The following is a 23,750-nucleotide window of genomic DNA, read 5'->3' on the forward strand; positions in this document are numbered from 1 at the left end:
GAAACGCAATCATGGTAAGTACTCGAAATTCTGGACCACAACTTCGACAGGATGCTGCAGTCCGCTTTGGGGATGGTGGACATCATAAAAGTCGAGGTGGAGCGTTTCGTCGGCCGGCACCGGTACGCCAGATTTGAACACATGATCCATTATCTTGGAGCGAGGAGCTGTAGATGCGCCAGCGAAAGACCGGAAGGCGGCACTACTCGGTTCCCATCGAAGCACATGCGTTGTGGCTCCCGCTGGAACCTCAAAGTGTACTGTATTTTCGGGGATATAGTATGGCTGTACTACGTAGTCAGCGTTACGGTTTTCGGCTTTGCCCCATCGGCTCAGTTCAATATCCATCTCAGCTCCATCGCCGCCCTGCGTGAATATAGCCAGAACGGCAGACAGCGGAAGATGAGCAGTGTCTGCGATCACAAACCTGTAGGTTCCATAGCCAAGACTGTGGCCTAGCCAGATGCCCGCACAATACCGATGGCCTCCCTCCACTCCCATCAATAGGTGAAGATATCCTTGGTCGTCAATCCAGACATTGGAAGGTTCGTAATCACATAGCTCACCTCCGCGATCATTGGGCGAGGAGCGTACCCTCCAATCATACCCGCTGAAATGAATAACCTTCGGAGGCGGTTGCTGCTCGGAAGATGCCTTTGTGATTGCGATCGCTAACACGTTACCGTCTGTTGATGGCAACGCTGAGAATTTGGACATGGGCCGATAGTTTGGAGCAACCAACAAAGCCGCATATTCCGTGCCGAGATGAGTACGGTTCTCCCAAGTGCCATCGTTTGCGACATCTGTGAGCGGGTGACTCCGGAATGGTTGCACCCACCAAGTATCTTTTCTGTGCGCATAGACAACAATCTGCATCCCGGTCTGGCCATTCACAACCCGCCCGCTGATGCGATCAAGGTACTCTGGTCCTCCTCCTGCGGGAGGTATATGTGTGAAGAGGATTGCAGGTGCATGTGACTCATGAGCCCTTTTGCAACCCGCAGAGAATATCAGGCAACAGTAGAGCGACGCAGCCAGAGCAGTTCTGAGTGGAGACTTGGCGGAAGTGCGAAACGATTCTATCCGTTCCCTCAGCTGAGATGCCCGGTTCTCCTGCAACAATTTCATGAAGGCCCTCTGAATTTCGACGGTCTACTGGAGGATTACATTCCGACTGCTCGGTGGAAAACAACTCGAAAGTGGTGTTTTGGACACTGACGCGAGCGTTACCCGACCAAGTGCGGGTATGCTCAGGATGGCTAGTTATTTACTCCAGACCAAAACAGCCAGCCCTGGCCGCAGACTCTTCGGTCGATTGTTGCACCGAATGCCCAATTTATAGCCCCAACTCTCGAGGAGAAATAGTGAATCGAGGCTGAGGCGAGTTGCCGCAAACGAAGCTTGTTGTCAGGGCTGTTCAAAATTTCGCTACACCTAGTCCTTCCCTTATGCGGGAGGTGAGTGCGTGCTAAATGCAGCGGACAAAAGGGTTTTGGGGTGCGGCGCAGTCATTCAACCCAAGTGGAACAGGGCTCAAGAGGTACAACGGAGATGTTCAGGGAAACGGGTCCCACGGAAGGGAGGCGAATGATGGGAAAAGTTGGGTGGGAAAGAGTCCTCAGATGCACTTCATACTTCCTATTGGCGCTATGTGCGGGGTATGCCGCAATCGCGGGGTGGATTCCCTTGGGCTTGGCGCAAACGGCCAACGGCAGCATCCGTGGACAGGTAGTGGATGCATCCGGAGCTATGGTATCCGGTGCGACGGTTGTTATCACAAATCAGGAAACGGGAGCAGTACTGTTCTCGGCACCCACCGACAGATCCGGCCTCTTTGTACTTCCCCAAGCGACGCCGGGGAAATATCGCATTTCCGCAACCGCAAATGGGCTTCAGCCAACGGAGATAGACGATCTGATTGTGTCGGTCTCGCAGCAATCTGCCGTAACGCTCAAGATGAAGGTTGGCGGTGTCAAGGAGGTGGTAATGGTTACCTCGCACGGCGAACAACTAGATACTAGTACTTCGGACGTAAGCACCCTGACGGCGCCGTCCGAGGTGCAGAACATTCCGCTTCAATCGCGCAATTTGGAGAACCTGCTTTCCTTTATGCCGGGCGTCTCACATGGGGGCAACGTAACCCAGGTGAACACATCCCAGCTGAGCATCAACGGCAGCCGCACGCTGAATACCGAAGTGCTGCTAAATGGCGTCTCGATGATCATCGCTTCGACTGGAGTGCCCGCGCTGCTGCCCTCACCAGACGGCATTGACGAGCTGCGCTTGCTGACCTCCAACGCGCCGGCCGAGTATGGCCGCACATCAGGCGCGGTGCTCTCGGCGAACACCAACTCAGGTACGAATCAATTGCACGGGAACGTCTACTTCTTAATGCGAAACGAGATTGCGAACGCCAACTCGTACTTCAACAAAATGAATGTCACGGTCGCGAATCCAAACGGCCTCCCTCGACCGGAGGATCGGTTCTTCCAGCCCGGCATCAGCATTGGCGGACCAGTGTACATTCCACATGTGTACGACGGGCACAAGCGAACGTTCTTTTTCGTAAATTATGACCGCACATTGCGCCGTGATCCGAATACAGTCACCGAGACAGTCCCGAATGAAGCACAGCGTATCGGTGACTTTGGCGCGGTGGCGACGACCGCGCCGGTAATAGACCCAGCAACAGGTCGGCCCTTCCCTCAAAACAAGGTGACGGGCTTCGATCTCGCGGCGGCCAGGATCATCGCGCTCATACCGCATGGCAACGCGCCCGGAATTGTCGACGCAGTCAACGCGCGCATAACCAATAACTACGTTTTCCAGCAAATGACGAACTTCGACCAGCTTCGGTTCGTTGCGCGTGGTGATCAGCAGTTCGGTACGAGAGGACATTTCAGTGCCAACTTTTATCGGCTGAAGGCATCAGAACCGCTCGTAGTTGCGTTTCAGCAGCCTCTGCTCAACAGTAACTATGACTGCAATTGCAGCGATGCTTGGATCACCTCGCTTGAGTACACGCACACCTTCTCGCCTACCCTGGTCCTGGACCTGAACATGGGATTTTTCCGGAATTCGGCGTTGCGAAACCCTCCGGGCGTCGGCCAGGATGCTGCCACTGCGCTGGGCATCGCGAGTCTGCCGTTAAACGAAACCCCGACCATCAGCGTCTCGGGCTCGAGCTCAATCGGCTCGGATCAAAACACAAATCAATTCAATATTACCAATACGTTCACGCCCTTCGGCACGCTGACCAAAGTCAGTGGACCGCATACGATCCGGATGGGCGCGAGCCTGCGCAAGAACCAGTTCAATTCCTACAATCCCGTGGGTTATCCCAACGGGCAGCTCTTCTTCACCGGAGAGATCACGAGCAGTACAAAATCCCCCGGCAATCCTAATAATGCATTGGCGGATTTCGAATTGAGTAAGGTCAAGACCGGCAACTACGAGCTTCCGCAACCACCCACCGGACGTCGAAACTCCAACCTTGGTGTGTTCCTCCAGGATGACTGGCGCGCGCTGCCGAACCTGACGTTCAACATCGGTATTCGCTACGAATATGAATCGCCCATGACCATCGCGAATGATATTTACACGCGCTTCGACCCGAGCACGGGAGCGATGCTCGTAGCCGGTCAAAATGCGACGCGGTCCCTGAATATCTCTATGCCCAGGGTTGATGTCTCACCGCGTATCGGCTTCGCTTACACGGTCGCGAAGAACACTGTCATCCGCGGTGCTTTCGGTACGTTCTATGGCACCATCTTCCAAAACCTTGGTGGTCAAATAGCATTCCCGGGTTACGAAGTCGCGCAGCAGTACAACAATCTTGGGATAGGTGTTGCACAACCGTTCTCGTTGTCGGAGGGCTTCCCACTGACCGCGGTCCGGAATTTGCGGAACCCCGCTGCGGCACTGGCCGATGCGACAACAGCAAACCCGTTTAGCATATCTGGAGTGGAGTTTGACCATCTGAGCCCGATGCCGTTGGTGCAACAGTACAACCTGGGTATTCAACGGCAACTCCCGCTCAATCTGATTCTGGAGATGAACTACGTCGGTAACCACGCGTTGCATCTACCAACCACTATTTCCGTGAACCTTGTGCCGCTGAGCCAGGTCGCTGCGGTAACACTGGCCAACACTACGGCCGCTGCTCAGGCTGTAAAGCCTTTTCCAACGCTGAGCTCTTGGACCGTGGTGGACCATGTGGGCAACTCCAACTACAACTCGCTACAGGTGTCCGTCCGACGGCAATTTAGCAGCACATTCGTCGTGCACTCAAGCTATACGTTTTCCAAGAGTCTGGATGACGGAAGCTCGATATACAACTTCTCGGCACCGAATGGAACGGCGAATGCCCAGTACACAGGCATTCCCTCAGTGCGTGAAAAGGATTATGCGGTTAGCTCGATCGATGCTAAGCACATGGTGAGCATCTCGATGGTATACACGACGAAGTTCGGGCCAAAGTGGATGCATGATTTCGTAATTTCTCCAGCATATGTAGGCGAGACCGGCCTGCCAATCAATATCACGCAATCCAACCTGTTCAGCAACGTCACGCAGCAACGCCCGAACGGAATGGTCAATGGGCTAAAGATCAAGCCATTCAGGAATGGATCGGCCATTCAATACCTGAAGGCGCCACCTGTGCCAACTCCGTCCAATCCCAGTCCGGCATATGCTCTTTCGCCATCAGGTCCACAATATGCAACGATCAACGGCACGCGAACGCAAATTGTTCCAACCAGCTTGGGAACACTTCCGCGTAATGCATTGCGAGGGCCGGGACAGGCGGAGTTTGATGCGTCGGTTGCAAAGAGCTTTCCGATTTACAATCACCTAAAGCTCACTGTGCGGCTCGATGCGTTCAATTTGGCCAACCACACCAACTTCAACGCGCCCAACGTGACTCTGAGTAATGCCGCTACTTCTACCGGGGGTTTTGTCGGTCACGCATATTTTAACTCCCCAAGTTTCGGGCAGATCACTACTGCGCAGCCGGCGCGCCAACTGCAGGCCTCAGCCCGCGTGACCTTCTAGAGAGCTAACGCAAAGAGGCGTTCCCTCTCCTAAACATTGTTCACCAAACATGGAATGGAGTTTCTAGTTCAGAGCGCGTATTTTCTAGGAGTTTCCCGTACTGCGGAGCCGACAGGTACAGACGACTGGGACATAAATTGATGAGATGAGTCACGGTTAAGCAAGCTGGTCTTTGGATCGAGCTGGTTACTGCGGAGAAAGGTGGAGTCGATGAGGAAAGTCAAAGGAATTAATCCTGAGTCAAAGCCAAGTGGCACGGGCTGTGTCGAGTGCCTTGTGACAGATGGTTGGTGGCTGCACTTACGCCGATGTGCGGAATGCGGACATATTGGATGTTGCGACAGTTCGCCCAGCCAGCACGCGTCCAAACACAGCCTGGACACTGGGCATCCCATCGCCGCCAGTTTCGAGCCGGGCGAACGGTGGTTTTGGAATTATCGAACCTCAGAAGAGGTGCTTGGACCGGAACTGGCACCACCTCATGCCCATCCGGCTTCTCAGCCAGTTCCTGGACCGACTGGCAAAGTTCCACGTGATTGGAAGTCCCAACTCAATTAGCAGCGTGTGCCAACCATAAGCCGCGGTACTTTCCAGCAACTTCCCACCGCCGCCTCTGGGGCGGGAACATCTTCGTGGAGCTAGACGAAACCTCTATCCGGATAATCACCGATCAAGCCTGCATGAGTCATCGTTCAATAAAGATGGAATAGAAGACTCACAATCGGTAACTGTATAAGGGAGCAGTTCTGGGCTACGGACAAAGGAGAAGTGCAATGGCGAAGAAAAAAGTTATCGTGATTGGTTCCAATGCCACCCGAATCGAAGTGCACGGTGGAGGCTCGGGCCCTACCGGCAATTACCTGAATGAAAGCGTCGTTCCGTCGATGGCACTGGTCGAGGCGGGTTATGACGTTGTGTTCGCAACTCCCAATGGAACAAAGCCGCACATCGACGAAGCATCGGACTCAGCTGCCCATTTCGGGGACGACCAGTACCGTTCCCATCCCAATATCCCTTGTTCGTGAAGAGAAGATTCTATTCCAGGGTCCCCGAGCCCGAGTTGCCAGTGTTTGTCGTGATTCGAAAGGAACTATTTGGTGGGGAGTGCAGGGCGGCCTTTGGCGCCAAGAGGGGAGGCGATTTGCCTTCTTCCCTCAACCCAAAGACTTACCGTTTGATTGGATTTGGGAAGTGCTGCCAGACAATGAATCGGGGGGATTATGGCTGAGCGCCGGAGACTCAGGCTTGATGTACTTTAAAGACGGAAACTGGTCAAGAACACATCAGCCACCGAATCTACCAGGTGACACGCCGAGCGCAACCTTCAACGACAACGAACGAAGCCTCTGGTTTGGCTATGAAGGAAATCGGATTGCCCAACTCTCAGGAAAAAAGGTGAAGATCTTCACTTCTTCAGAGGGACTAGACGTCGGACGTATAAGGACCATCCGCACAGCGAAAGGACTACTTTGGGTCGGTGGTGAGACGGGGTCGCAGGTCCTGAAAAACGATCACTTCACGAGGATTCACACAACGGGATTGGCGCCAATCGGAAAAGTAGTTGGGATTGTCGAAGCATCGGATGGATCCTTGTGGTTGAATGAAATACACGGGGTGCTCCGTATCCCTGCTGCGGAGGTTGAGCAGATATCAAAAGACCCGAGCAGCTCGGTGTTACCGCGAAGATATGACGCTCTCGACGGCTTGCCCGGAGCAGGCCAGATGTATTTCAGGAACTCCACTCTGCTTGAATCTTCAGATCATCGCATCTGGATTGCGACAGATGGCGGCATCGCTTGGGCTAATCGTTCTGAAGAGCCGGTAAATACATTTGAGCCCCCTACCCTGATCACAGCAGTTCATACAAATAACAGTGACTATTTGCCATCGAATGGACTGAACCTCCCCGCCGGCACGAACACTGTTGACTTCGACTATGAAGCCCTGAGTCTTTCAATGCCAAAGCGTGTCCAGTTTAAATATATCCTCAAGGGTATCAACGATGATTGGCACGACGCTGGAACCGTGCGGACAGCAACGTACAGTAACTTGCAACCAGGGCGTTATCAGTTCAACGTGATAGCCCGCAACGGCGGCGGAGTATGGAACCCTGTGGGTGCTTCTGTTCAATTCTCTATTCTCCCGCTGTTTTATCAAACACTTTGGTTCCGAATACTCGCGCTGTTGGTTCTCGCTATGTTTATTTGGTTGTTTTCTCTCTCGCGTCTTCGGCAAGCGAATGAACAAATTGAAAGCCAACTCAGGGTACGCCTCATGGAACGTGATCGGATCGCTCGTGAACTTCATGACACTCTTCTTCAGGGCTTTCAGATGTTAGTCCTTCGTTTTCAAGTTATCGCCGACACAATGTCGTCTGAGGATCCTGCAAGAGGTATGTTGGAAGATAGCTTGTCGCGCGCCGAACGCGTCTTACAGGAAGGACGCGATAAAGTAAGCACTCTTCGGTCAGGCACTGGGCTCGGTGATAATTTGGCAGCAGAACTTGCCCAATTCGGCCATGAGCTAAGCGCACAAAGCAAAACGACGTTCCAGCTTACCGTCGAGGGCAATCCGAAGTTAATCCATCCAGTCATCTCTCAAGAAATTTGGATGATCGCCCGTGAGACAATCGCGAACTCCTTTCGACATGCGCGGGCGACGACAATCGAATGCGTCATTCAATTTGCTCCACAATACTTTCTATTCGTATGCAGAGATGATGGGTGCGGCATTCCATACGACATTCTCCAGACCAAGACAAAAGAAGGGCACTGGGGACTGATTGGCATGAAGGAACGAGCCACCAAGATCGGTGCGGTACTCCGTATCATTCGCAGCGAGACTGGCGGTACCGAAGTTGAACTGAAATTGACGTCCAAGATTGCTTACCTGACGAACGCCCGCGCAAGGTTCTTTGGCCTGTTACGTCGTAGGCTGTCAGAACCTGGAGGGGAACGAAATGCTGAAACCCGTTCACGTGGATAACGTTCCTGCTGCGGCTAAACGTTATGCCTTACCTGCGGATCGAGGAAGGTAAAGCGATTGCGGAGAATTGCTTTCGGTATGGAGCGAACCTTGGGCCGGACAAAATGGAGAGCGTTGCCAGCCTTTTCACTCCAGATAGAGGCATGGCTGACGACTTATTGAGGTCCTGGGATTTGTTTTTATCCTGTGCCTGAGAAGCTGTTCCCCGTGCCTGCCCTGTGCCTTCCGCGTTGATCATACAGGACACGAGAGATTCAAGTCGGGTTGACATTCGCACAAGATCAGCCAGCGAATCCGCCTGCATTTTTCTCATGACGCGACCACGATGAACCTGGAAGGTATTCTCAGTAATGCCGAGTTCCGCAGCCGCTTGTTTATTGAGAAATCCCGCAACCGTGTAGCGAAAGACGTCTTGTTCTCGCGGAGTAAGAGAATGCCATCGTCCAAGTAGATCGGAGCGCTCGATACGCTCGTGGCGGTTGCTACGCGCGCGGGCAAAACCAGCCTCGACAGCGTCCAGCAATCGGTTAGGGTCGCACGGCTCAATCATGAAATCGATGGCTCCATTCTTCATAGCGCGAACTCCCGAATTCAGATCGCCACATGCAGTAACGAAAATGACGGGCGGTCCTTCTCTCTCAGATACCCGGCGTTGTACCTCCAGTCCACTAATATCGGGAAGATTCAGATCAAGTATTGGGCAAGCAATCTGTTCAGATTCCGCATTAGTCATATATTCGGCTCCCGTCCTGAAGGCATGAACGCCGATCGAATGCGATAAGAAAAAATCTTCCAGGCTGCGGACTTGGACCGCATCGCCGCACACGATATGCACAACGGCGTCCGGAGATGAAGGCGAATCAATCGAGATTAGTTGAGAAATGCCCTGACGACTTGGTTGCTGCGACTCATTCTGTCCGGGCTGCAATCGGGGAAATTGAACTGCTTGTGGGGACGCGGACATGTTTTTCTCCTGTTGAGTCGGTCACGCAATAACTACCTTTCTTAGGCTTTCCGCTTTGAAGCAGACTCATGCGACAGTGAGCATTGCTTTCCGCTTCGAATTTTCCATCGAGCGGACCGATAATCCCATTGAGTTCCAGATTACCTCCGCCACTGAACACATTGAGTAATACAGGTAAGAGTGGCTCCCGTCTATCGATACTTTGTTGGCGACGAATTAGTCTCGTAATCTACGGGGACGATGCTAACACCCGACAGTATCGAGTCAATCCACCGATCATCCATCACTCGAAAGAAGGAGCTAACGGTCACGCATTGGGGTAAGCATTGTGGCCTGAAGTATTGCAAGGCGCACGCCGTTTGGATGCGGCGAGGTTACGACAGCATAAACTCATCCGACACTTTCTGGTCTATCGCACTATGATCTTCAAGGATGCGTTCAGAACTACCGGCCAGTACACCGAAAGAATAGGGACCACCGACAACGATGTCTATTTTTTCTGAAGATGGTCTAGCTTCCACATTCATGGAATAGACATCGTTCTTCCCAGCTTCTAGCCTGAGATCTAGTGCATCGGTGCCGGCCGGTCTTGAGACAAGCCGTTCGCGAGGGAGAATATGCCAACGAAGCTACTCAAGGCCGTTGATCGCGCACCTCACTTCACGCTCCATACGGGCACTGATGGAGCCTCGGCTCACTTGGTGGGCTTGTAGGAGAGGTAGCCGAATGAGTCACCTAACAATTCCATTGGATCAGAACGATCAACTTCAGTGGTCGCAAGATACAGGCTGTATGGAAGCTCGGTGTTTTTCTTTTGGACCTTTTATCCTTATCCCTTCCCGCCAAGCATTACTCAGAAGAGGAGTTCCTGTGCGCCTCGGCACACGTGCCTTGGAAATCCTGCTTGCTCTCGTGCAAAGACCAGGGGCAATCATCGAGAAACAAGAACTGATGTCGTTGGTATGGAACGACACCTTCGTCGATGAGAGCAACCTGAAAGTGCATATTGCGGCTCTTCGCAAAACACTCGATGATGATTGCTCTCAGTCAAGTTGTATCGCCACGGTAATCGGGCGGGGATACCGTTTTGTTCAACCGGTGCGCGACTGCGCAATGTGTCACTCGACCGAGGAAATAGAACCTTTAAAGAGTATCCCCAAGTGCACCGAACGCCTCTTTGGGCGTGACGACATCGTCCAACAGCTTGCAATGCAAGTAGAGGAAAACAGGCTGGTCACTCTTGTAGGATCGGCTGGTGTCGGCAAGACCGCAGTGGCGATCATTGTATCCGAAACTCTGAAGCGAAAATTCGACCGCGGCACTTGCTTCGTAGACTTGAATGCGCTCAAGGACCCGGATCAGATTCCCGCAGCGGTCTCTGCGGCAGTAGGCCTCAGATACGAAACAGGAAGAGGTTCGAAACAACTAGTGGGTCATCTTCACAGCGCGGAGCTGTTGATGATCTTGGATACCTGTGAGCGGGCGATTGACGCGGCGACTGCACTGATCGAGCTCATTCACTCTTCATGCCCCCACGTTCACATCCTTGCAACCAGCCGGGAGACTCTACGAGCTACCGGAGAGCGAGTCTTCCGACTGCCTGCGCTGGATGCTCCTCCCCGCACCAGGAGCATGACCGCGGAGGAGATGCAGCGCTATCCGGCAGTTCAACTCTTTCTAGAGCATTTTTCGAATTAGTGTAGACTGAGCATGGCGAAACTCAGCGACAAGCAAAGCAATGGCGAAAGCCTACGAAGATGATCTGCGACGTAAGTTCCTAGCAGCCTATGATGATGGGAATGGGACGCTGGAGGAATTGGCAGAGCTATTTGGAGTAAGTGTAGGTTGGGCGAAGAAGGTTTCCAGCCAGCGGAAGCATAGTGGTCAAGCCGAGCGAGTTGTTCATCGTCCCGGGAGAAAACCACACGTCGGAGCCAGAGAGCAAAAGCAGGTAATAGCGTGGGTGGAAGCGGAGCCGGATTTAACGTTGGCTGAAGTGCAAGCAAAGTTGCACAATGAAGCAAGCGTGGAACTGAGCTTGGGGCGGATTTGGTTTCTACTTCGGAAACTGGGTTTACGGCTGAAAAAAAGTCGCTCTATGCCAGTGAACGCGATACCGAAGCGAACCGCCAGCGACGCCAAGAATTTGTCGCCAAGATCCAGGCGACAAGTCTGGAACGGCTGATCTTCCTTGACGAGAGTGGTGTGACAACTTCGATGACGAGGCGTTATGCCCGTTGCCTCGGAGGCACTCGTATACACGAATCTACTCCTGGAGGACAATGGAAAATCATGACCATCCTGGGAGCAATGAGTTTTCGTGGCATGGTAGCAACGATGACCATCGAAGCCGCTACCGATGCGGAGATATTCCTAGCCTATGTCGAACACATACTCTGTCCGGCACTGACAGCTGGCGATGTGGTGGTAATGGACAACTTGAGTTCCCATAAGGTCAACGGCGTACGGAGGCTGATCGAGGCCGCTGGAGCAGAATTGCTATACCTGCCGCCTTACTCGCCCGATCTGAATCCGATCGAAAAGGCTTGGGCTAAGCTCAAACAACTGCTTCGGGCTGCCAAAGCTAGAACCAGAGAATCCCTTGAGCAAGCTATAGCCGACGCTCTCAAGCTTATTTCCCCTGATAATGCTCAGGCTTGGTTCCGTCTCTGTATAAATGGTCTACACTAATTCGAAAAATGCTCTAGATCGAGTCGCAGAAAAGCCGGAAGATCGTCGCTTCACGGACGGCGAGGTTTCTTTGATTGCGTCTATTTGTGAAGAGCTCGATGGAATTCCTCTGGCTATTGAGTTAGCGGCACGGCGAGTGCGGGCGCTCGGATTCGTGGGATTGCCTCCGATTTTCACCGATTATTTCTTCTCGCTCAATCACGGCCAGCGGACAGGACCGCAACGACACCAGAACCTTGGGGCGGCGCTCGATTGGAGTCTGGATTTGTTACCCCCCGATGAACTTTATGTGCTTCGGAGACTTTCCAGTATTGAGGGCTGGTTTGACTTGGACGAAGCAGTTTTGAGGACATCGGACCAGGTGTTGAGCAAAACTGAGGCATCCACCTGCATTGCAAATCTTGTTTCCAAATCGCTCGTGGAGCGGCAAGGCCACAGTATGGTCGTCTTCCGGCTGCTCAATTCCGTTCGATATTATGTATCGCACAAACTTACCGCATATTCCGAGCGATCGATGCAATACACGCAAGATGAAGAGCTCAAAAACCACGCTTTCCAGCAATTGATAGAGGGCAGGCCTTCTTGTTTCATGAGTGCAGAAGACATTTCATCCCTTGCTATACCAAGATAGCCATTCAACAAGTGAAATGACGGTATCTCTCCGGAGACTTTCACTCAGAACACAAAACTCAATCTCATCGAGGACCGATATGCCAAAAACCTACCAGACGATCACCCTTCACGATGCAAAGCGAATGTTGATAACGGCAGAGGCAAAAGCGGAAAGCATAGGGGTCGCTTATAACGTTGCTATAGTGGATGCAGGTGGCCATTTACTGGCCTTTCTGCGTCAGGATGGTGCACTCATAGGCAGCATTGATCTTGCGATTGATAAGGCCGTGACAGCACGATTTTTCGACATGGAAACATCTAAGCTCGCGACCCTTTCACAATCGGGCAAGCCCTTATTTGGTATTCAAGAGAGCAACGCCGGCAAAGTTGTAATCTTTGCCGGAGGAATTCCACTCAGGCTCAATGGAAGCATTGTTGGCGCAATAGGGGCTAGTGGTGGCACTCTCGAGCAAGATATCTCAGTCGCAGAAGCCGCCGCTTCTGTACCATTGACATCGGACGATAGAACCCCTGTGGCTCACCTGAAATAAAAACTAGCTGGGGAAGGATTTATAGATGGATCGACGTGCATTCTTCATCTCTCTCGCGGCGTGTGGCCTCTCCTGGCGAGGCATTGGCGCTTCCATGATTCACGAGCACGTCGCGGAGACGAATCTTCTTCGCGAGGATGCTGAGAGCAACCTGAATAATATCCGCTCTGGCGGAATACGAGAGGTCGCAGTTCGTGGTGGCAAATACAAGGTGTGGACCAAGAAAGTCGGGTCCGGTGAAACGAAGGTATTATTGCTTCACGGAGGTCCCGGTGCCAGCCACGAATACCTCGAAGCATTTGAATCTTTCCTTCCTGCAGCAGGCATCGAGTTCTACTACTACGATCAACTAGGATGTAACAATTCCGATCAACCAAGTGACGGAGCACTCTGGACACTGGATGGTTATCTGGGAGAAGTCGAAGAAGTAAGGCAAGGCCTCGGACTTGGCAACTTTGTTCTCTACGGACACTCATGGGGCGGAGTCCTGACGATGGAATATGCATTCAGGTATCCGCACCACCTCAAGGCAATCGTGATTTCGAATATGAGCGCCAGTATCAGTTCCTATTTGTCGAGAATAAACTGGTGGAAAAAGCAGCTTCCCATTAAGGTCCAGCAGCTATTGGAAGCGTACGATTTGACGCAAGCCTACGACTCTGCGGAATATTCCAACCTGATGATGAAAGAAGTGTATCCGCGCATGCTTTGCCGTCTTGAGACGTGGCCAGAACCTGTTACGAGGAGTATGCGACACCTCAACGAGCAGATCTATGTACAGATGCAGGGCCGCAGCGAGTTTCTCGTAACAGGTAACTTGCAGGGCTGGGACCGCTGGGCGAGCCTCCCCAAGATCAACATACCGGCGCTCACCATTGGCTCCCATTACGACGAGATGGACCCCGCTGATATGGAGCGCATGGCAAAGCTGATGCCGCACGGAAAATACGCGCACTGCCCAAATGGAAGCCACTTTTGTATGTGGGACGACCAGACTGCCTATTTCAAACATCTTCTTTCGTTCTTGACTTCACTTTAGGGCGGGAAGGCTCAGGATGGAAGACCATAGTGAGCCTTTCTACCGTCCTCGCCGATGGCTACTAGACGGGGTTCATAATTGCCGTCTAGTCGCCTTCAAAAGCAAGGGCGACGAGTTCGTTCTCTACACGTTCTCTATCCAGACAGTTTGTGCATTCACAAAGGCATGAGCACCGAAATGAGAGAGCTCTCGATGATAGCCGCTGTTCTTCACTCCGCCAACAGGCACGCGTGGGTCTGACGCGGTAATACCATTGATGAATACACCTCCGGTATATAAATCGCATGCGATCTTACGAGCCCGCTCTATGTCACCGGTCCACACATTGCTGCTCAATCCGAACTGGCTTGCGTTTGCCGCACGAACGGCTGCATCAAGATCTGGAACACGCGTAATCGCCGCAACGGGGCCAAAGGTCTCCTCGTCAAAGGCCGGCATGCCCTCCGTCACTCCACTCAATACCGTTGGAGAATAGAACGCTCCGTTACCTTCCACCGGCTTGCCACCACATAGCACACGAGCGCCTTTTGCTACGCTGCACTGCACCTGTTTGTGCAGCGAGTCGCGAAGATCGGTACGAGCCATCGGTCCCATTTCGCTTTCGGGATCAAAGGGATCTCCAACACGAATGGACTTTGCTGCCTCGACAAATAGATGTTCGAATTCATCAGCGATCTTTTCTATCAGAATGAAGCGCTTCGCAGCCAGGCAGACTTGCCCTGCGTTGTGGAAGCGCCCACGAATACCGGCGGCGACAGCCTTAGGAATATCCGCATCTTCGCAGACGATGAATGCATCAGACCCACCCAGCTCCATCACCGTTTTTTTGATGACCTTTCCCGCCTCAGAAGCTACTGCGGAACCGGCTCGAACGCTCCCCGTAACCGAAGCTCCCTGAATGCGCGGGTCGCTGATAACATTGGCCACATCGTCTCTTCCGATGATCAGGTTTTGGAAGACACCCTCCGGAAAACCTGCCTCATTCATCACGCGCTCGAACTCGAGTGAACTTCTCTGCGTATTGGTCGAGTGCTTCACCAAGACGACATTGCCGCCCAGAATGGTCGGGATAGCCATACGCGTCAGTTGCCAGATTGGGAAATTCCACGGCATGACTGCGAGAATCGGCCCGAGGGGAAGGTAGGAGACGTATGCATTGACTGTTCCGGTAGGAGCAGGTTCGTCTGCCATGATCTTTGGCCCATGCTCGGAATACCAGTCGGCCACGTGCGCGCATTTTTCAACTTCCGCCTCGGCCTCGGAGAGGATCTTTCCCATCTCCGTTGTAATCACCTTTGCCAGTTGGACCTTGTTCTTTCTTAGCGCTTCAGCGAGATTCGAAAATAGCTGTGCTCGCCGATGAACGGACAACTTTCGGAACGAATCGAAGCTCTCTTCGGCCCGACTGAGCGCCTCGTCTATTTGTTTGGCGCTATAAAACGAAAATGTCTCAATCTGCTCTCCTGTGGAAGGATTGACGGTAACAAAGCCTGATGTACTCATTTTTCCTCCTCGTGATTCGACGACCAGGTCCCCTCCAATTTGCGAGGGGACCGATCTTGATCAGTTCCGAGCCTCCAGCCTCAATGAAAGCTGAAGGCAATCGGAATGCTGCAGGGATTCCGCTAACAGTGGAGCTTCCCTTCTCGGTACAAATCGGACGGCAAGACTTACTTATGGACGCATTCCGTTATCGAAGAGCCTGACAATCCTCTCCGCGGTGCTGCGACCGCTCTGCGGATTCGTCCCGGTCACGAGGCGACCGGAAGTGACGGAGTAGTCATCGAAAGCGTTCATCGAGGTACTGTAGAATCCACCTGCGGCGGTAACGGCCTCGACGATCGGAACGACCTTATCTTGTCTCATCTTTTCGAGGATGCTGAAGATGAGTTCACCTTCGATCGTAAATCCTGTTACGGTCCTACCTTCAACTATTGACTTGCCGGTCTTGGAGTCGATGATTCCGGGGAAGATCGCCGGCCCATGGCATACGGCACCGACGATGCCGCCACGATCCCAAATGTCTGCTGCGATTGTTTGCAGGCCCTTGGCAGTCGGATAGTCATAGAGCGCTGCGTGGCCCGCAGAGGCGAAGAAAACCCCATATTCTCCCTTCTTCAAATCCGACGCTTTCTTGAGTTGCGAATTCAGCTTGACCATAAAGGGGTGGTCCGGATTGTTATAGATCGCTTTGTCACTGCCAGACAGGAACGGTGGCTGCAGCGAGTTGAAGTCAAAGCCGAATGTACCGGTCTCAGAGGCCAAATCCACTTCGAAGCCAGCCGACGTTAAGACGCTGTAGGGATGTAGCGCTTCGGTGAAGAATAGGCCTGTTTTATGGCCACCGGGATAGATGGTTCCATTGAAGCTGGAGATAGCGATGACTGCCTTACGGGGAAGACTCGATGACATGATGAACTCCTTGAAGTTAGGGGCTTACGCCAGTAGAAGTTTCCTGCCGCGATCGGAACGCGCAGCGATATTGTTGCGAGAAAACGGCCGAATCCGGACGACAGTTTCGTCGTTTACGAACCTCTACGATCTGTCATGAGTTCTTCCTCATTAGGGACAGTAGAGGGCAAAAAGGCCCATTCATGTCACATTGCAATCTTGCGTGTAGCGATATGCGAAGGTAGGACATTACCGTCTCGTTGCTTCGGCCAAACTCGTTGTCTTATGCCGGAATGTCGAACACAACCACTGCTCGTCCGACGATCTCCCCTCGGCGAAGCAAGTCGATGTTTTCGTTGATTTCCTCAAATTTGATCCGTTTGATAGAGTGCTGAATCTTGCCTTTTTGCGCAAGCGACAGCACCTCTTGCAGATCGCTGTAGCTCGCCCAGAAGGAACCGTGATAGGTGAGCTCTTTTGCGGTGAACGGAAACAAAGGAATATTGATCTTTGTTCCAACCAAACCTACTGATACAAAGGCTCCAGAGGTGGCAAGCAGGCCAATACCGGTCTGGATCGTCTCTTCCGCTCCGACGCAATCGATGGCGGCATCGAGTTTGTGCGTCCCGGTTACTCGGAAGAGTTCGTCCTGAATATCCACCAAGGATTTACCACGAGTATTGATTGTGAAGTCCGCACCAAGATCTTTGGCGATTGCGAGTTTCTCATCGCTCCTTGCAAACACGGCGACGGCGGCGCCGGCGGAAAGCAGTTTGGCATACTGCACTGCATAGTTCCCAAGTCCGCCTGCGCCGAATACTCCCATGACGCGATCGGGCCCTAGAACACCGGCCGCTCGAAGCTTCTTGATTCCCCGATACGGCGTTACGCCTGCATCCGTCAGCGGTGCAAGTTCCTCCCATTTCAACTTATGTTCGATCCGGATCAGTTGCCGATAAGGCACGGGAACGAATTCGGCATATCCACCAGGAGGGCCAAATCCCGGCCAACTCCCATGTTCACAAATCTGTTCATTCCCCATGCGGCATTGCCTGCAAATTCCGTCACCCCAACCAGCCGCTACAACCACTTGATCTCCAACGGCAAGTTGCGTAGACGGAGGAACCCGGTCGCCAAGTGCCGCCACCAAACCGGCTATCTCGTGCCCCGGGGTTATAGGAAATCTCATCTTTATCGCGTCTCCAAAGTAGCCGTCGATAAGCTGAACGTCCGAACGGCACATCCCAGCGCCACCTACCCTTACCAACACTTGGTCAGGAAGGATCTCAGGAACCTTAATGTCATCGAGAATAAGGGGCGTTTTATATCCGTGCATCTGCGCAGCAAACATTGTCATTTCCTCCTTCGATTCATCAGCCCTTATAGAAATTGCCGATCGACCGGAGTACACAGGTGAGATCGTGCGGTGTATCTCCGTACTTTTCTATCTCAGCCGTAACTTAGTTCAGACAAAACTCAAAGACAAGTTAAGCGATGTAAATGGATATAAATCCGGTAAACGGCTTCGAACGGCGTTATACAAGCACAACCGGGCACGCATCACTCGACGCCTCTCAGGGATCAGTAACTTGTACTGTGCCCTTCCTTCGCTATCTTTCGTATGTTAAAGCCTGTTGTCGGCTCCGGGCCGACAGGAAAGAGCTGAACTCATTGGGATAACGATGCTGGACCTGCACTGTAGGGACGTCCTGGGGCAAGCAGCAAAGAAACCTACAACGAGGAATGGACGCTCACGACGAGTGAGGTGGTGGAATGTTTGATTCTCTATTTAGCAACTCAGTGCCGCTTATGAGCCCTCCCGGAAAGGCAGTCGAACGTCTGAGTTTGGCTGCCGTGCAAATGCGAAGCTCTGGGACCCGTCCTATACGAATCTAAAGGCGGAACGTACCCAAAAAGCGATGAATCTCCGGTACTACAACGGAGCCTTCTCCAACGGCCGAAGCTACCCGTTTCACCGAACCTGAGCGAACATCTCCCACTGCGAAAATGCCCGGGACAGAAGTGCCGAATGTGCCGCCTCCTCCAAAGGAGGAAGACGTCTTTACGAATCCACCGGAATCAAGTTCCACGCAATCCTTGAGCCACCCGGTGCAGGGGTCAGCACCTATCATTACAAAGAGATGTTCGGTTTCAAAGACTGTTATCTGGCCGCTTCCTCGACAACGCCAGGTTACCTGGCGCAGATGAACATCTCCCTCCAGCGCGGTAACTTCACAGTTAGCGTGTAGTGTAATTCCTTTTGAGGCATAGATGCGCTGTACCAAATAATCTGACATGGTGTTCGAGAGTCGTGGCCCTCGAATAAGCATGTGTACATGTTTGGCTTGGGTCGATAGATACATAGCTGCCTGTCCTGCTGAGTTGCCTCCGCCCAGGATGACGACGGACTGGCCGATACAAGGCTGAGCGTCTACCGGAGTCGATGCATAGTGAACACCACAGCCTTCAAACCTAGCCAAACCCGGAATGTCCGGTTTCCTATAATTTGCGCCACTTGCGATGACCACTGCTCTCGCAGAAACTATCTGATCGCCATCCAACTCGAGCGCGAACGGTTCTTCGGCACAATCGATACCTGTAACGGTCCTACAGACGGCGACGGTCGCGCCAAACTTCTCCGCCTGTACTTGGGCCTGTTTAGCCAGGTCGGCTCCAGAAATACCGTATGGAAATCCGAGATAGTTTTCTATCTTGGAACTTGTACCGGCTTGTCCCCCTGGAGCATAGCTGTCTATAACCACAGTTCGAAGGCCTTCAGAAGCCGCATAGACAGCGGTAGCCAGTCCCGCAGGTCCGGCCCCAACCACGGCAACATCCCACGTCATCCCATTACGGACATCCTCTGAGATGCCAAGCTTATCCGCAAGCATGCGCAGATCTGGCCGCCTCAATGTCCACTTGGTGCCCAGCACTGCAGGCAGGTCTGACTCTTCCAGCCCTCTTGCTTCAGCAAGCGATTGAGCTTCAGGGGAATGCTTCCAATCTACTGCGCGAAAGGGATAGTAGTTGGCATTGAGAAAGCGGCCAAGCTTTTCGATGTCTGCGTTTTCTCCGTTCCGAATAACAGTCAGGAAGCTTGCCCCAATCTCCATCATCCATTGGCGCCTTTGCACGACGGCTTTTACCACTATTTCGCCAATCTCAGGCTCTCCGGTGAGAAATTCGCGAAGGCGCTCTCTCGGAACCCGAAGAACGTTGCTTCCCGCCAGTGCTCGGGCTGCAACCAAGGTCTCCTTCTGGTTGAGCAGGTTGAGCTCACCAGTAAACTCTCCCATTTCCAAAGTAATGTAGCGCTCCAAATTGTCCACCGCATCGAACCAGAACACTTGGACCGCACCGGCAAGCACGATATAAAAATCCGATCCCCGCTCGCCTTGCCGGAACAGGAGCTTGACGGAGTCATAGGCGCGATTAGTGCCGTAACGCATTGCGCTTGTGAGTTGACCCGCGGAAAGCTTTGCATAGCCGTGTTCGGGAGTTGGTAGTGATTCAGCATCACGAGTGCATGGAAGTGAAACCACGTTACCTCCTGCAAGATGGATCACCGAACACGTAGATCCATTCTTGATTGCTATTGAGTTCAGAAATGCTGCTGCTTTCCCTGAGTGCGGCCAGACCTACAGCAGGGCTGACTGCAGCTATGTGGTCGGCGCGCGGTCAATTCGTAGCGGTCCTTTTTTGAGGGGCCCAGACTTCCGTCGAACAGAACTACTTCTCAGGCTGCACCTCGATCGCCATTCTTGTAAGCTTCACACCCCCTTCAGCAAGTGCCGGAAACTTGGCAAACCATGCTTTGACGTATGGCTGATTGTTATGTGCATTGAAGTCTGCTTCATTCAAGTAGACCTCATAGAAGAGGAAGTGCCCTGGTCTTTCGCGATCTTCTTGAAAGAAGTACACGAGATTCTTGGGATCACGCCGAACCAACGAGATCAGAGGTAGAGTTGCCTTTCTGAGTTCTTCAGCTTTCCCCGGCTTAGCCTGAATCTCGGCGATCACTGCGTACGCATCTTTTGGCACGCTTGCATAGCCGTGCCCCGGACCATTCTCGGCGGACATATCGACCATTGCCAGAATACAAATCATCGCGAAAAGTGAGACCTTCATGAGTGGAGATTTCATCGTCGTTTATCCTCCTTGTTTCGTGAATACATCCTTCGTTCGTTCGGCACATTAACTTCTGACCTTTTTCCTGTTGGCGAGAGCGCCATCAAAAATCTGCTTGACTGGACTGATGGCCTGTACAAACTCAAGCGCTTCCCCTTCAGGGCCGCGTGCGTAGATCAGCGCCCATCCGTTGGATTTGCCCTCACGAATCTTGTTCGACATTGTTTCAAGCGGTGCGCTCCTGCGACCTTCTTCCGTGGCGAAAGCGGCCGTGCGGTTTGCTCTGACATTTGTCATCCCACGACGCGCGGCTTCGGCCTCCAGGTCGTGAACGAACTTGTTAAAGTCGACGTCATCGTGAAGATGAAAACACAGGTGCAACGAGCGCGGGTAGGCAGGACTGCGATGGGTATGTGCCGGCGCCCACGCGGCCCCACTGCCTTCCGGCTGGCTGCTCTCGCGATAGTGCAATAACTCGAGCACCATATTGTCGAATTGAACGAAACGAACATCGAGGCGCTGCTGTCCTCCGCGCAGATCGGGCACTCCCAAGGTTACGGGATTGATCTTCTGCTCAATTGCTTCGATCTCATCATTCAACATCAAGGTATTGTGGATCTTCTCTCCGTGGAAGTCCCCGTCCCGCATGATCTCAGTTCCACCAAGCACCTCCGTATAAAACTCGAAGGCGCGGTTCATGTTCTGCACCGTCAGTCCAAAATGTTGGAATCCGCGAATTCTCTGTCCTAACGCCGCGTTGTCTCGTTGAGAAGCCAGGACAGGCGGAGATGGTTCTTCTGATTTCGCAATAACTGAAGAGTTAGCCGCGAGACCGGCCAATGTCATCGCACTTGCGGCTCGAATTACGTCACGACGAGTGGGTTTGTTTTGTCCGTTTTCCATGAGAATCCTCAATAAATCAAACCAGCTTAAGAAGTCATACGCCAATGCGCCGTAGCAAAACCATTCCATCTTCATGGAACCTTACTAATAGAGGTGCGCGTTCTCACTAACCTCACAAATGCTAGAGCTGTAGATGTTGGCTTTTACGCTTTCGAGGGCGCACTGGCTGGTTAACAATGCTAGGGCGAATATCTAACTTATGCTTCCGGTTATGGCACTTGCGTCTCGCCGAAGTACTTGCTGAGCATCTTCGAGGTCTCTGATGAGAAGCATCCTGAAGTTAAGCGCGACACTCTGCGACGATCTGGTCCAGTGAATGTGCGGCCCTGGCTATGACGTTCACGATGATATTCGGTCGTCAGGATCGTCTATTCCGAAAAGACACTCCATAAAAGGCGATAAACTGGCCGTGTCCTATTGGCCTTATCACGATTGGTCATTCTTCGGCAAAAAGAACGACTTAATTCTCGCCGCGATCTCGTCGCAGTGTGTCTCCAATGCGAAGTGTCCAGTATCTAGCAGATGAGATTCGATCTTTGACAGATCGCGTTGATATGCCCCTGCAGCTTCAGATGGAAAGACTGAGTCATTTTCCCCCCAGACAATGAGAGTTGGTGGCTGCTGCTTGCGAAAGAACTCCTGGAACTGCGGGTAGAGAGGTACGTTTGTTCTGTGGTCATATAGCATGTCGAGCTGAATGTCCGAATTTCCCGGGCGGTCCATGCCCGCTTGATCGAGAGTCCACGTGGTTGGATCCAGAAGCGTGGTGTCTGAGACTCCGTTATGATACAGCCACTTGGTCGAATCAATTTTGGTTAGAAACTCAAGAGCCGATCTATTTTCGGGACTTGGATCCGACCAATACTTTTTGATCGGCTCCCACGACTCGCGAAGCCCCTCCTCGTATGCATTTCCGTTCTGCACGATCAGGCCAGCGACTCTTTGCGGCTGTTTGAGCGCGAAACGATAGCCGATCGGAGCGCCGTAATCCATGACATAAAGGATTACCTGTTTGAGCTCTAGCTTGACTACGAATTGCTCGATGAGGCTTGCCATGTGCTCGAAGGTGTAGACGAAATCCTCGCGGCTCGGCATGCTGCTGAATCCATAGCCGGGATAGTCCGGAGCAATGATGTGAAAGGATCCGGCTAAACCTGGAATTAGATTACGAAACATGTTAGACGATGTCGGAAATCCATGCAGTAGCAAAATCGTGGGTGCGTGTGATGGTCCTGCCTCGCGGTAGAAGATATCGACATCTTCCGTGCGGACCGATCTATACCTTACTTGCTCATCGTGCGACATTGCACCTGAAACGGTCATATTGTTTCAATTATCCTTTCAATCTTTGCGACGCTGCTTTCGTTCTCAACTTGACAATGCGCGCCGATGGGCAAGCACTGGTTGACGGCATATTGCACTTACACTTCTCTAGATTCCAGCGAAAGAGGCGAGGTTAGGGTTTTCCCTTGGCTGCACCTTTTGCTGCCTCGGTGATGACGTCAGCAACTTTTCCGGGATCCTGCAGCATGGCAACATGGCAGGTAGGAAGCTTAACCGCGACTCCACCGGCTCGTTTAGCGCCCTCTTCCTCCATAGCAGGGCTTAAAGTGCGATCGTTCATCGAAATCACGTGCCACGAAGGCTTTGACTTCCAGGCTGCATGGGTCAGCTTCTCATCGAGCATCGGTCCGTAAGTCTGTCCTTGAACCGCAAACACGAGGCGTCGCTCCGCCATGGGAAGTCCATTTACGAAGTCATTCATGACACCATCTTCAGAAAGAGAGGCGAAATGCTGTGCATCGACCTTGATCTCTTTGATCCCAGGGGTTGGACCGAATGGCTCGCTGGTTTGATTTGCAGAGGTACCGATCTCGGGCATATATGCTGCAACGTAAACGAGTCCGACGACCTTAGGGTCATCTCCAGCCTCGGTGATGACAGCACCACCCCAGGAATGACCTACCAGAATCACCGACCCAATCTGAAGAGCAATGATCCGACGAGTGGCGTTCACGTCGTCCGTTAGGGAAGTGAGCGGATTCTGAACTGCGACCACGTGAAAGCCCCGTGCTTCCAAGATTGGAATGACCTTTGCCCAACTCGTGCCATCGGCGAAGGCTCCATGAACCAGCACAATGTTCTTGACCGGTTGTTGTTGCGCTTGTGCCTGACCAGCGCCTGAGAGCGCTGTAGCAGCACTTATGCTGGCGGCGAGAACTGTCTTCATCATTGTTTCCTCCTGATTGCTTAGTTGGTGTTGAGTTGTTGTGAATTAAAAGTGCGATGGTGCGTTTCAAGTGCTTCTGCCCAAACGCAGCAAGCGTGGTTCGTTGCTCCTCATTGGATATCGAGCTCAGAACAGGCTTCGTGACCGCAGTGTATGTCTCACTAATCGTGCATCTCGACTGTAACTTAGATCAGAGCTAGAGCT

Annotated in this window: 18 protein-coding genes and 1 pseudogene; 9 read left to right on the forward strand and 10 right to left on the reverse strand. The window is 52.6% G+C overall.

Annotated elements, in window-relative coordinates; translation table 11 throughout:
• Positions 1-9 precede the first annotated feature (9 nt).
• Positions 10-1,128: a glycoside hydrolase family 16 protein gene (locus tag AC6I7T_RS31555; RefSeq protein WP_497795450.1), complete on the reverse strand. Its 1,119-nt coding sequence runs from the start codon at positions 1,126-1,128 to the stop codon at positions 10-12.
• Positions 1,129-1,587: 459 nt separating this feature from the next.
• Here AC6I7T_RS31555 and AC6I7T_RS31560 point away from each other — a divergent pair, with 459 nt between their 5' ends.
• The 4 genes and pseudogenes from AC6I7T_RS31560 to AC6I7T_RS31575 all read left to right on the forward strand — a co-directional run bounded on the left by AC6I7T_RS31560 (position 1,588) and on the right by AC6I7T_RS31575 (position 8,037).
• Complete coding sequence (locus AC6I7T_RS31560) at positions 1,588-5,052, forward strand: TonB-dependent receptor (RefSeq protein ID WP_497795452.1); 3,465 nt, start codon at positions 1,588-1,590, stop codon at positions 5,050-5,052.
• Between the two features lie 210 nt (positions 5,053-5,262).
• Positions 5,263-5,610, forward strand: coding sequence for a UBP-type zinc finger domain-containing protein (locus AC6I7T_RS31565; protein ID WP_497795453.1), 348 nt, complete (start codon positions 5,263-5,265; stop codon positions 5,608-5,610).
• 215 nt (positions 5,611-5,825) lie between these two features.
• Positions 5,826-6,044: pseudogene (locus AC6I7T_RS31570) on the forward strand (type 1 glutamine amidotransferase domain-containing protein); the annotation flags it as partial.
• A gap of 256 nt (positions 6,045-6,300) precedes the next feature.
• The gene (locus tag AC6I7T_RS31575; RefSeq protein ID WP_497795454.1) at positions 6,301-8,037 is read left to right on the forward strand and encodes a sensor histidine kinase; all 1,737 of its coding nucleotides are present in this window, start codon (positions 6,301-6,303) and stop codon (positions 8,035-8,037) included.
• A 28-nt stretch (positions 8,038-8,065) separates the two neighbouring features.
• Here AC6I7T_RS31575 and AC6I7T_RS31580 read toward each other — a convergent pair whose 3' ends face one another.
• The gene (locus AC6I7T_RS31580; RefSeq protein ID WP_497795455.1) at positions 8,066-9,001 is read right to left on the reverse strand and encodes a response regulator transcription factor; all 936 of its coding nucleotides are present in this window, start codon (positions 8,999-9,001) and stop codon (positions 8,066-8,068) included.
• Between the two features lie 726 nt (positions 9,002-9,727).
• On the opposite strand from AC6I7T_RS31580, the gene AC6I7T_RS31585 reads away from it, so the two are divergent.
• From AC6I7T_RS31585 to AC6I7T_RS31605, 5 genes are all read left to right on the forward strand, one after another.
• A complete protein-coding gene (locus AC6I7T_RS31585) occupies positions 9,728-10,699 on the forward strand; it encodes an ATP-binding protein (protein ID WP_497795457.1) in 972 nt (323 codons plus the stop codon).
• A 351-nt stretch (positions 10,700-11,050) separates the two neighbouring features.
• Positions 11,051-11,692: an IS630 family transposase gene (locus tag AC6I7T_RS31590; RefSeq protein ID WP_497788089.1), complete on the forward strand. Its 642-nt coding sequence runs from the start codon at positions 11,051-11,053 to the stop codon at positions 11,690-11,692.
• A complete protein-coding gene (locus AC6I7T_RS31595) occupies positions 11,679-12,323 on the forward strand; it encodes an ATP-binding protein (RefSeq protein ID WP_497795458.1) in 645 nt (214 codons plus the stop codon). The genes AC6I7T_RS31590 and AC6I7T_RS31595 overlap by 14 nt, the downstream gene beginning before the upstream one ends.
• A gap of 79 nt (positions 12,324-12,402) precedes the next feature.
• Positions 12,403-12,855 carry a GlcG/HbpS family heme-binding protein gene (locus AC6I7T_RS31600; RefSeq protein WP_497795460.1) on the forward strand — a complete coding sequence of 151 codons (453 nt, stop codon included), beginning with the start codon at positions 12,403-12,405 and terminating at the stop codon, positions 12,853-12,855.
• Between the two features lie 25 nt (positions 12,856-12,880).
• A complete protein-coding gene (locus tag AC6I7T_RS31605) occupies positions 12,881-13,894 on the forward strand; it encodes a proline iminopeptidase-family hydrolase (protein WP_497795462.1) in 1,014 nt (337 codons plus the stop codon).
• A gap of 123 nt (positions 13,895-14,017) precedes the next feature.
• Here the strand turns inward: AC6I7T_RS31605 and AC6I7T_RS31610 are convergent, their stop codons facing one another.
• The 8 genes from AC6I7T_RS31610 to AC6I7T_RS31645 form a co-directional block, all read right to left on the reverse strand.
• Complete coding sequence (locus AC6I7T_RS31610; protein ID WP_497795463.1) at positions 14,018-15,397, reverse strand: NAD-dependent succinate-semialdehyde dehydrogenase; 1,380 nt, start codon at positions 15,395-15,397, stop codon at positions 14,018-14,020.
• 171 nt (positions 15,398-15,568) lie between these two features.
• A complete protein-coding gene (locus tag AC6I7T_RS31615; protein ID WP_497795465.1) occupies positions 15,569-16,306 on the reverse strand; it encodes a type 1 glutamine amidotransferase family protein in 738 nt (245 codons plus the stop codon).
• 262 nt (positions 16,307-16,568) lie between these two features.
• Positions 16,569-17,636, reverse strand: a complete 1,068-nt coding sequence (locus AC6I7T_RS31620) for an NAD(P)-dependent alcohol dehydrogenase (RefSeq protein WP_497795549.1) — start codon at positions 17,634-17,636, stop codon at positions 16,569-16,571.
• A gap of 541 nt (positions 17,637-18,177) precedes the next feature.
• Entirely contained in the window at positions 18,178-19,827 is a 1,650-nt protein-coding gene (locus tag AC6I7T_RS31625; RefSeq protein WP_497795466.1) for an FAD-dependent oxidoreductase, read from the reverse strand.
• Positions 19,828-20,014: 187 nt separating this feature from the next.
• Complete coding sequence (locus tag AC6I7T_RS31630; RefSeq protein WP_497795550.1) at positions 20,015-20,413, reverse strand: putative quinol monooxygenase; 399 nt, start codon at positions 20,411-20,413, stop codon at positions 20,015-20,017.
• Positions 20,414-20,479: 66 nt separating this feature from the next.
• A complete protein-coding gene (locus AC6I7T_RS31635) occupies positions 20,480-21,316 on the reverse strand; it encodes a VOC family protein (RefSeq protein ID WP_497795467.1) in 837 nt (278 codons plus the stop codon).
• 426 nt (positions 21,317-21,742) lie between these two features.
• A complete protein-coding gene (locus AC6I7T_RS31640; RefSeq protein WP_497795468.1) occupies positions 21,743-22,639 on the reverse strand; it encodes an alpha/beta fold hydrolase in 897 nt (298 codons plus the stop codon).
• 133 nt (positions 22,640-22,772) lie between these two features.
• The gene (locus tag AC6I7T_RS31645; protein ID WP_497795469.1) at positions 22,773-23,549 is read right to left on the reverse strand and encodes an alpha/beta hydrolase; all 777 of its coding nucleotides are present in this window, start codon (positions 23,547-23,549) and stop codon (positions 22,773-22,775) included.
• Positions 23,550-23,750: the final 201 nt, after the last annotated feature.

Source organism: Humiphilus diazotrophicus (assembly GCF_059726315.1).

Excerpts from the sequence above, each read along its gene's own strand:
- AC6I7T_RS31605 (WP_497795462.1), top strand. The coding sequence starts at position 12,881 with ATGGATCGACGTGCATTCTTCATCTCTCTCGCGGCGTGTGGCCTCTCC.
- AC6I7T_RS31600 (WP_497795460.1), top strand. The coding sequence starts at position 12,403 with ATGCCAAAAACCTACCAGACGATCACCCTTCACGATGCAAAGCGAATG.
- AC6I7T_RS31620 (WP_497795549.1), bottom strand. The coding sequence starts at position 17,636 with ATGTTTGCTGCGCAGATGCACGGATATAAAACGCCCCTTATTCTCGAT.
- AC6I7T_RS31595 (WP_497795458.1), top strand. The coding sequence starts at position 11,679 with ATGGTCTACACTAATTCGAAAAATGCTCTAGATCGAGTCGCAGAAAAG.
- AC6I7T_RS31615 (WP_497795465.1), bottom strand. The coding sequence starts at position 16,306 with ATGTCATCGAGTCTTCCCCGTAAGGCAGTCATCGCTATCTCCAGCTTC.
- AC6I7T_RS31635 (WP_497795467.1), bottom strand. The coding sequence starts at position 21,316 with ATGGAAAACGGACAAAACAAACCCACTCGTCGTGACGTAATTCGAGCC.
- AC6I7T_RS31565 (WP_497795453.1), top strand. The coding sequence starts at position 5,263 with ATGAGGAAAGTCAAAGGAATTAATCCTGAGTCAAAGCCAAGTGGCACG.
- AC6I7T_RS31645 (WP_497795469.1), bottom strand. The coding sequence starts at position 23,549 with ATGATGAAGACAGTTCTCGCCGCCAGCATAAGTGCTGCTACAGCGCTC.
- AC6I7T_RS31640 (WP_497795468.1), bottom strand. The coding sequence starts at position 22,639 with ATGACCGTTTCAGGTGCAATGTCGCACGATGAGCAAGTAAGGTATAGA.
- AC6I7T_RS31560 (WP_497795452.1), top strand. The coding sequence starts at position 1,588 with ATGATGGGAAAAGTTGGGTGGGAAAGAGTCCTCAGATGCACTTCATAC.
- AC6I7T_RS31630 (WP_497795550.1), bottom strand. The coding sequence starts at position 20,413 with ATGAAGGTCTCACTTTTCGCGATGATTTGTATTCTGGCAATGGTCGAT.
- AC6I7T_RS31555 (WP_497795450.1), bottom strand. The coding sequence starts at position 1,128 with ATGAAATTGTTGCAGGAGAACCGGGCATCTCAGCTGAGGGAACGGATA.
- AC6I7T_RS31585 (WP_497795457.1), top strand. The coding sequence starts at position 9,728 with ATGAGTCACCTAACAATTCCATTGGATCAGAACGATCAACTTCAGTGG.
- AC6I7T_RS31575 (WP_497795454.1), top strand. The coding sequence starts at position 6,301 with ATGTACTTTAAAGACGGAAACTGGTCAAGAACACATCAGCCACCGAAT.
- AC6I7T_RS31610 (WP_497795463.1), bottom strand. The coding sequence starts at position 15,397 with ATGAGTACATCAGGCTTTGTTACCGTCAATCCTTCCACAGGAGAGCAG.
- AC6I7T_RS31580 (WP_497795455.1), bottom strand. The coding sequence starts at position 9,001 with ATGTCCGCGTCCCCACAAGCAGTTCAATTTCCCCGATTGCAGCCCGGA.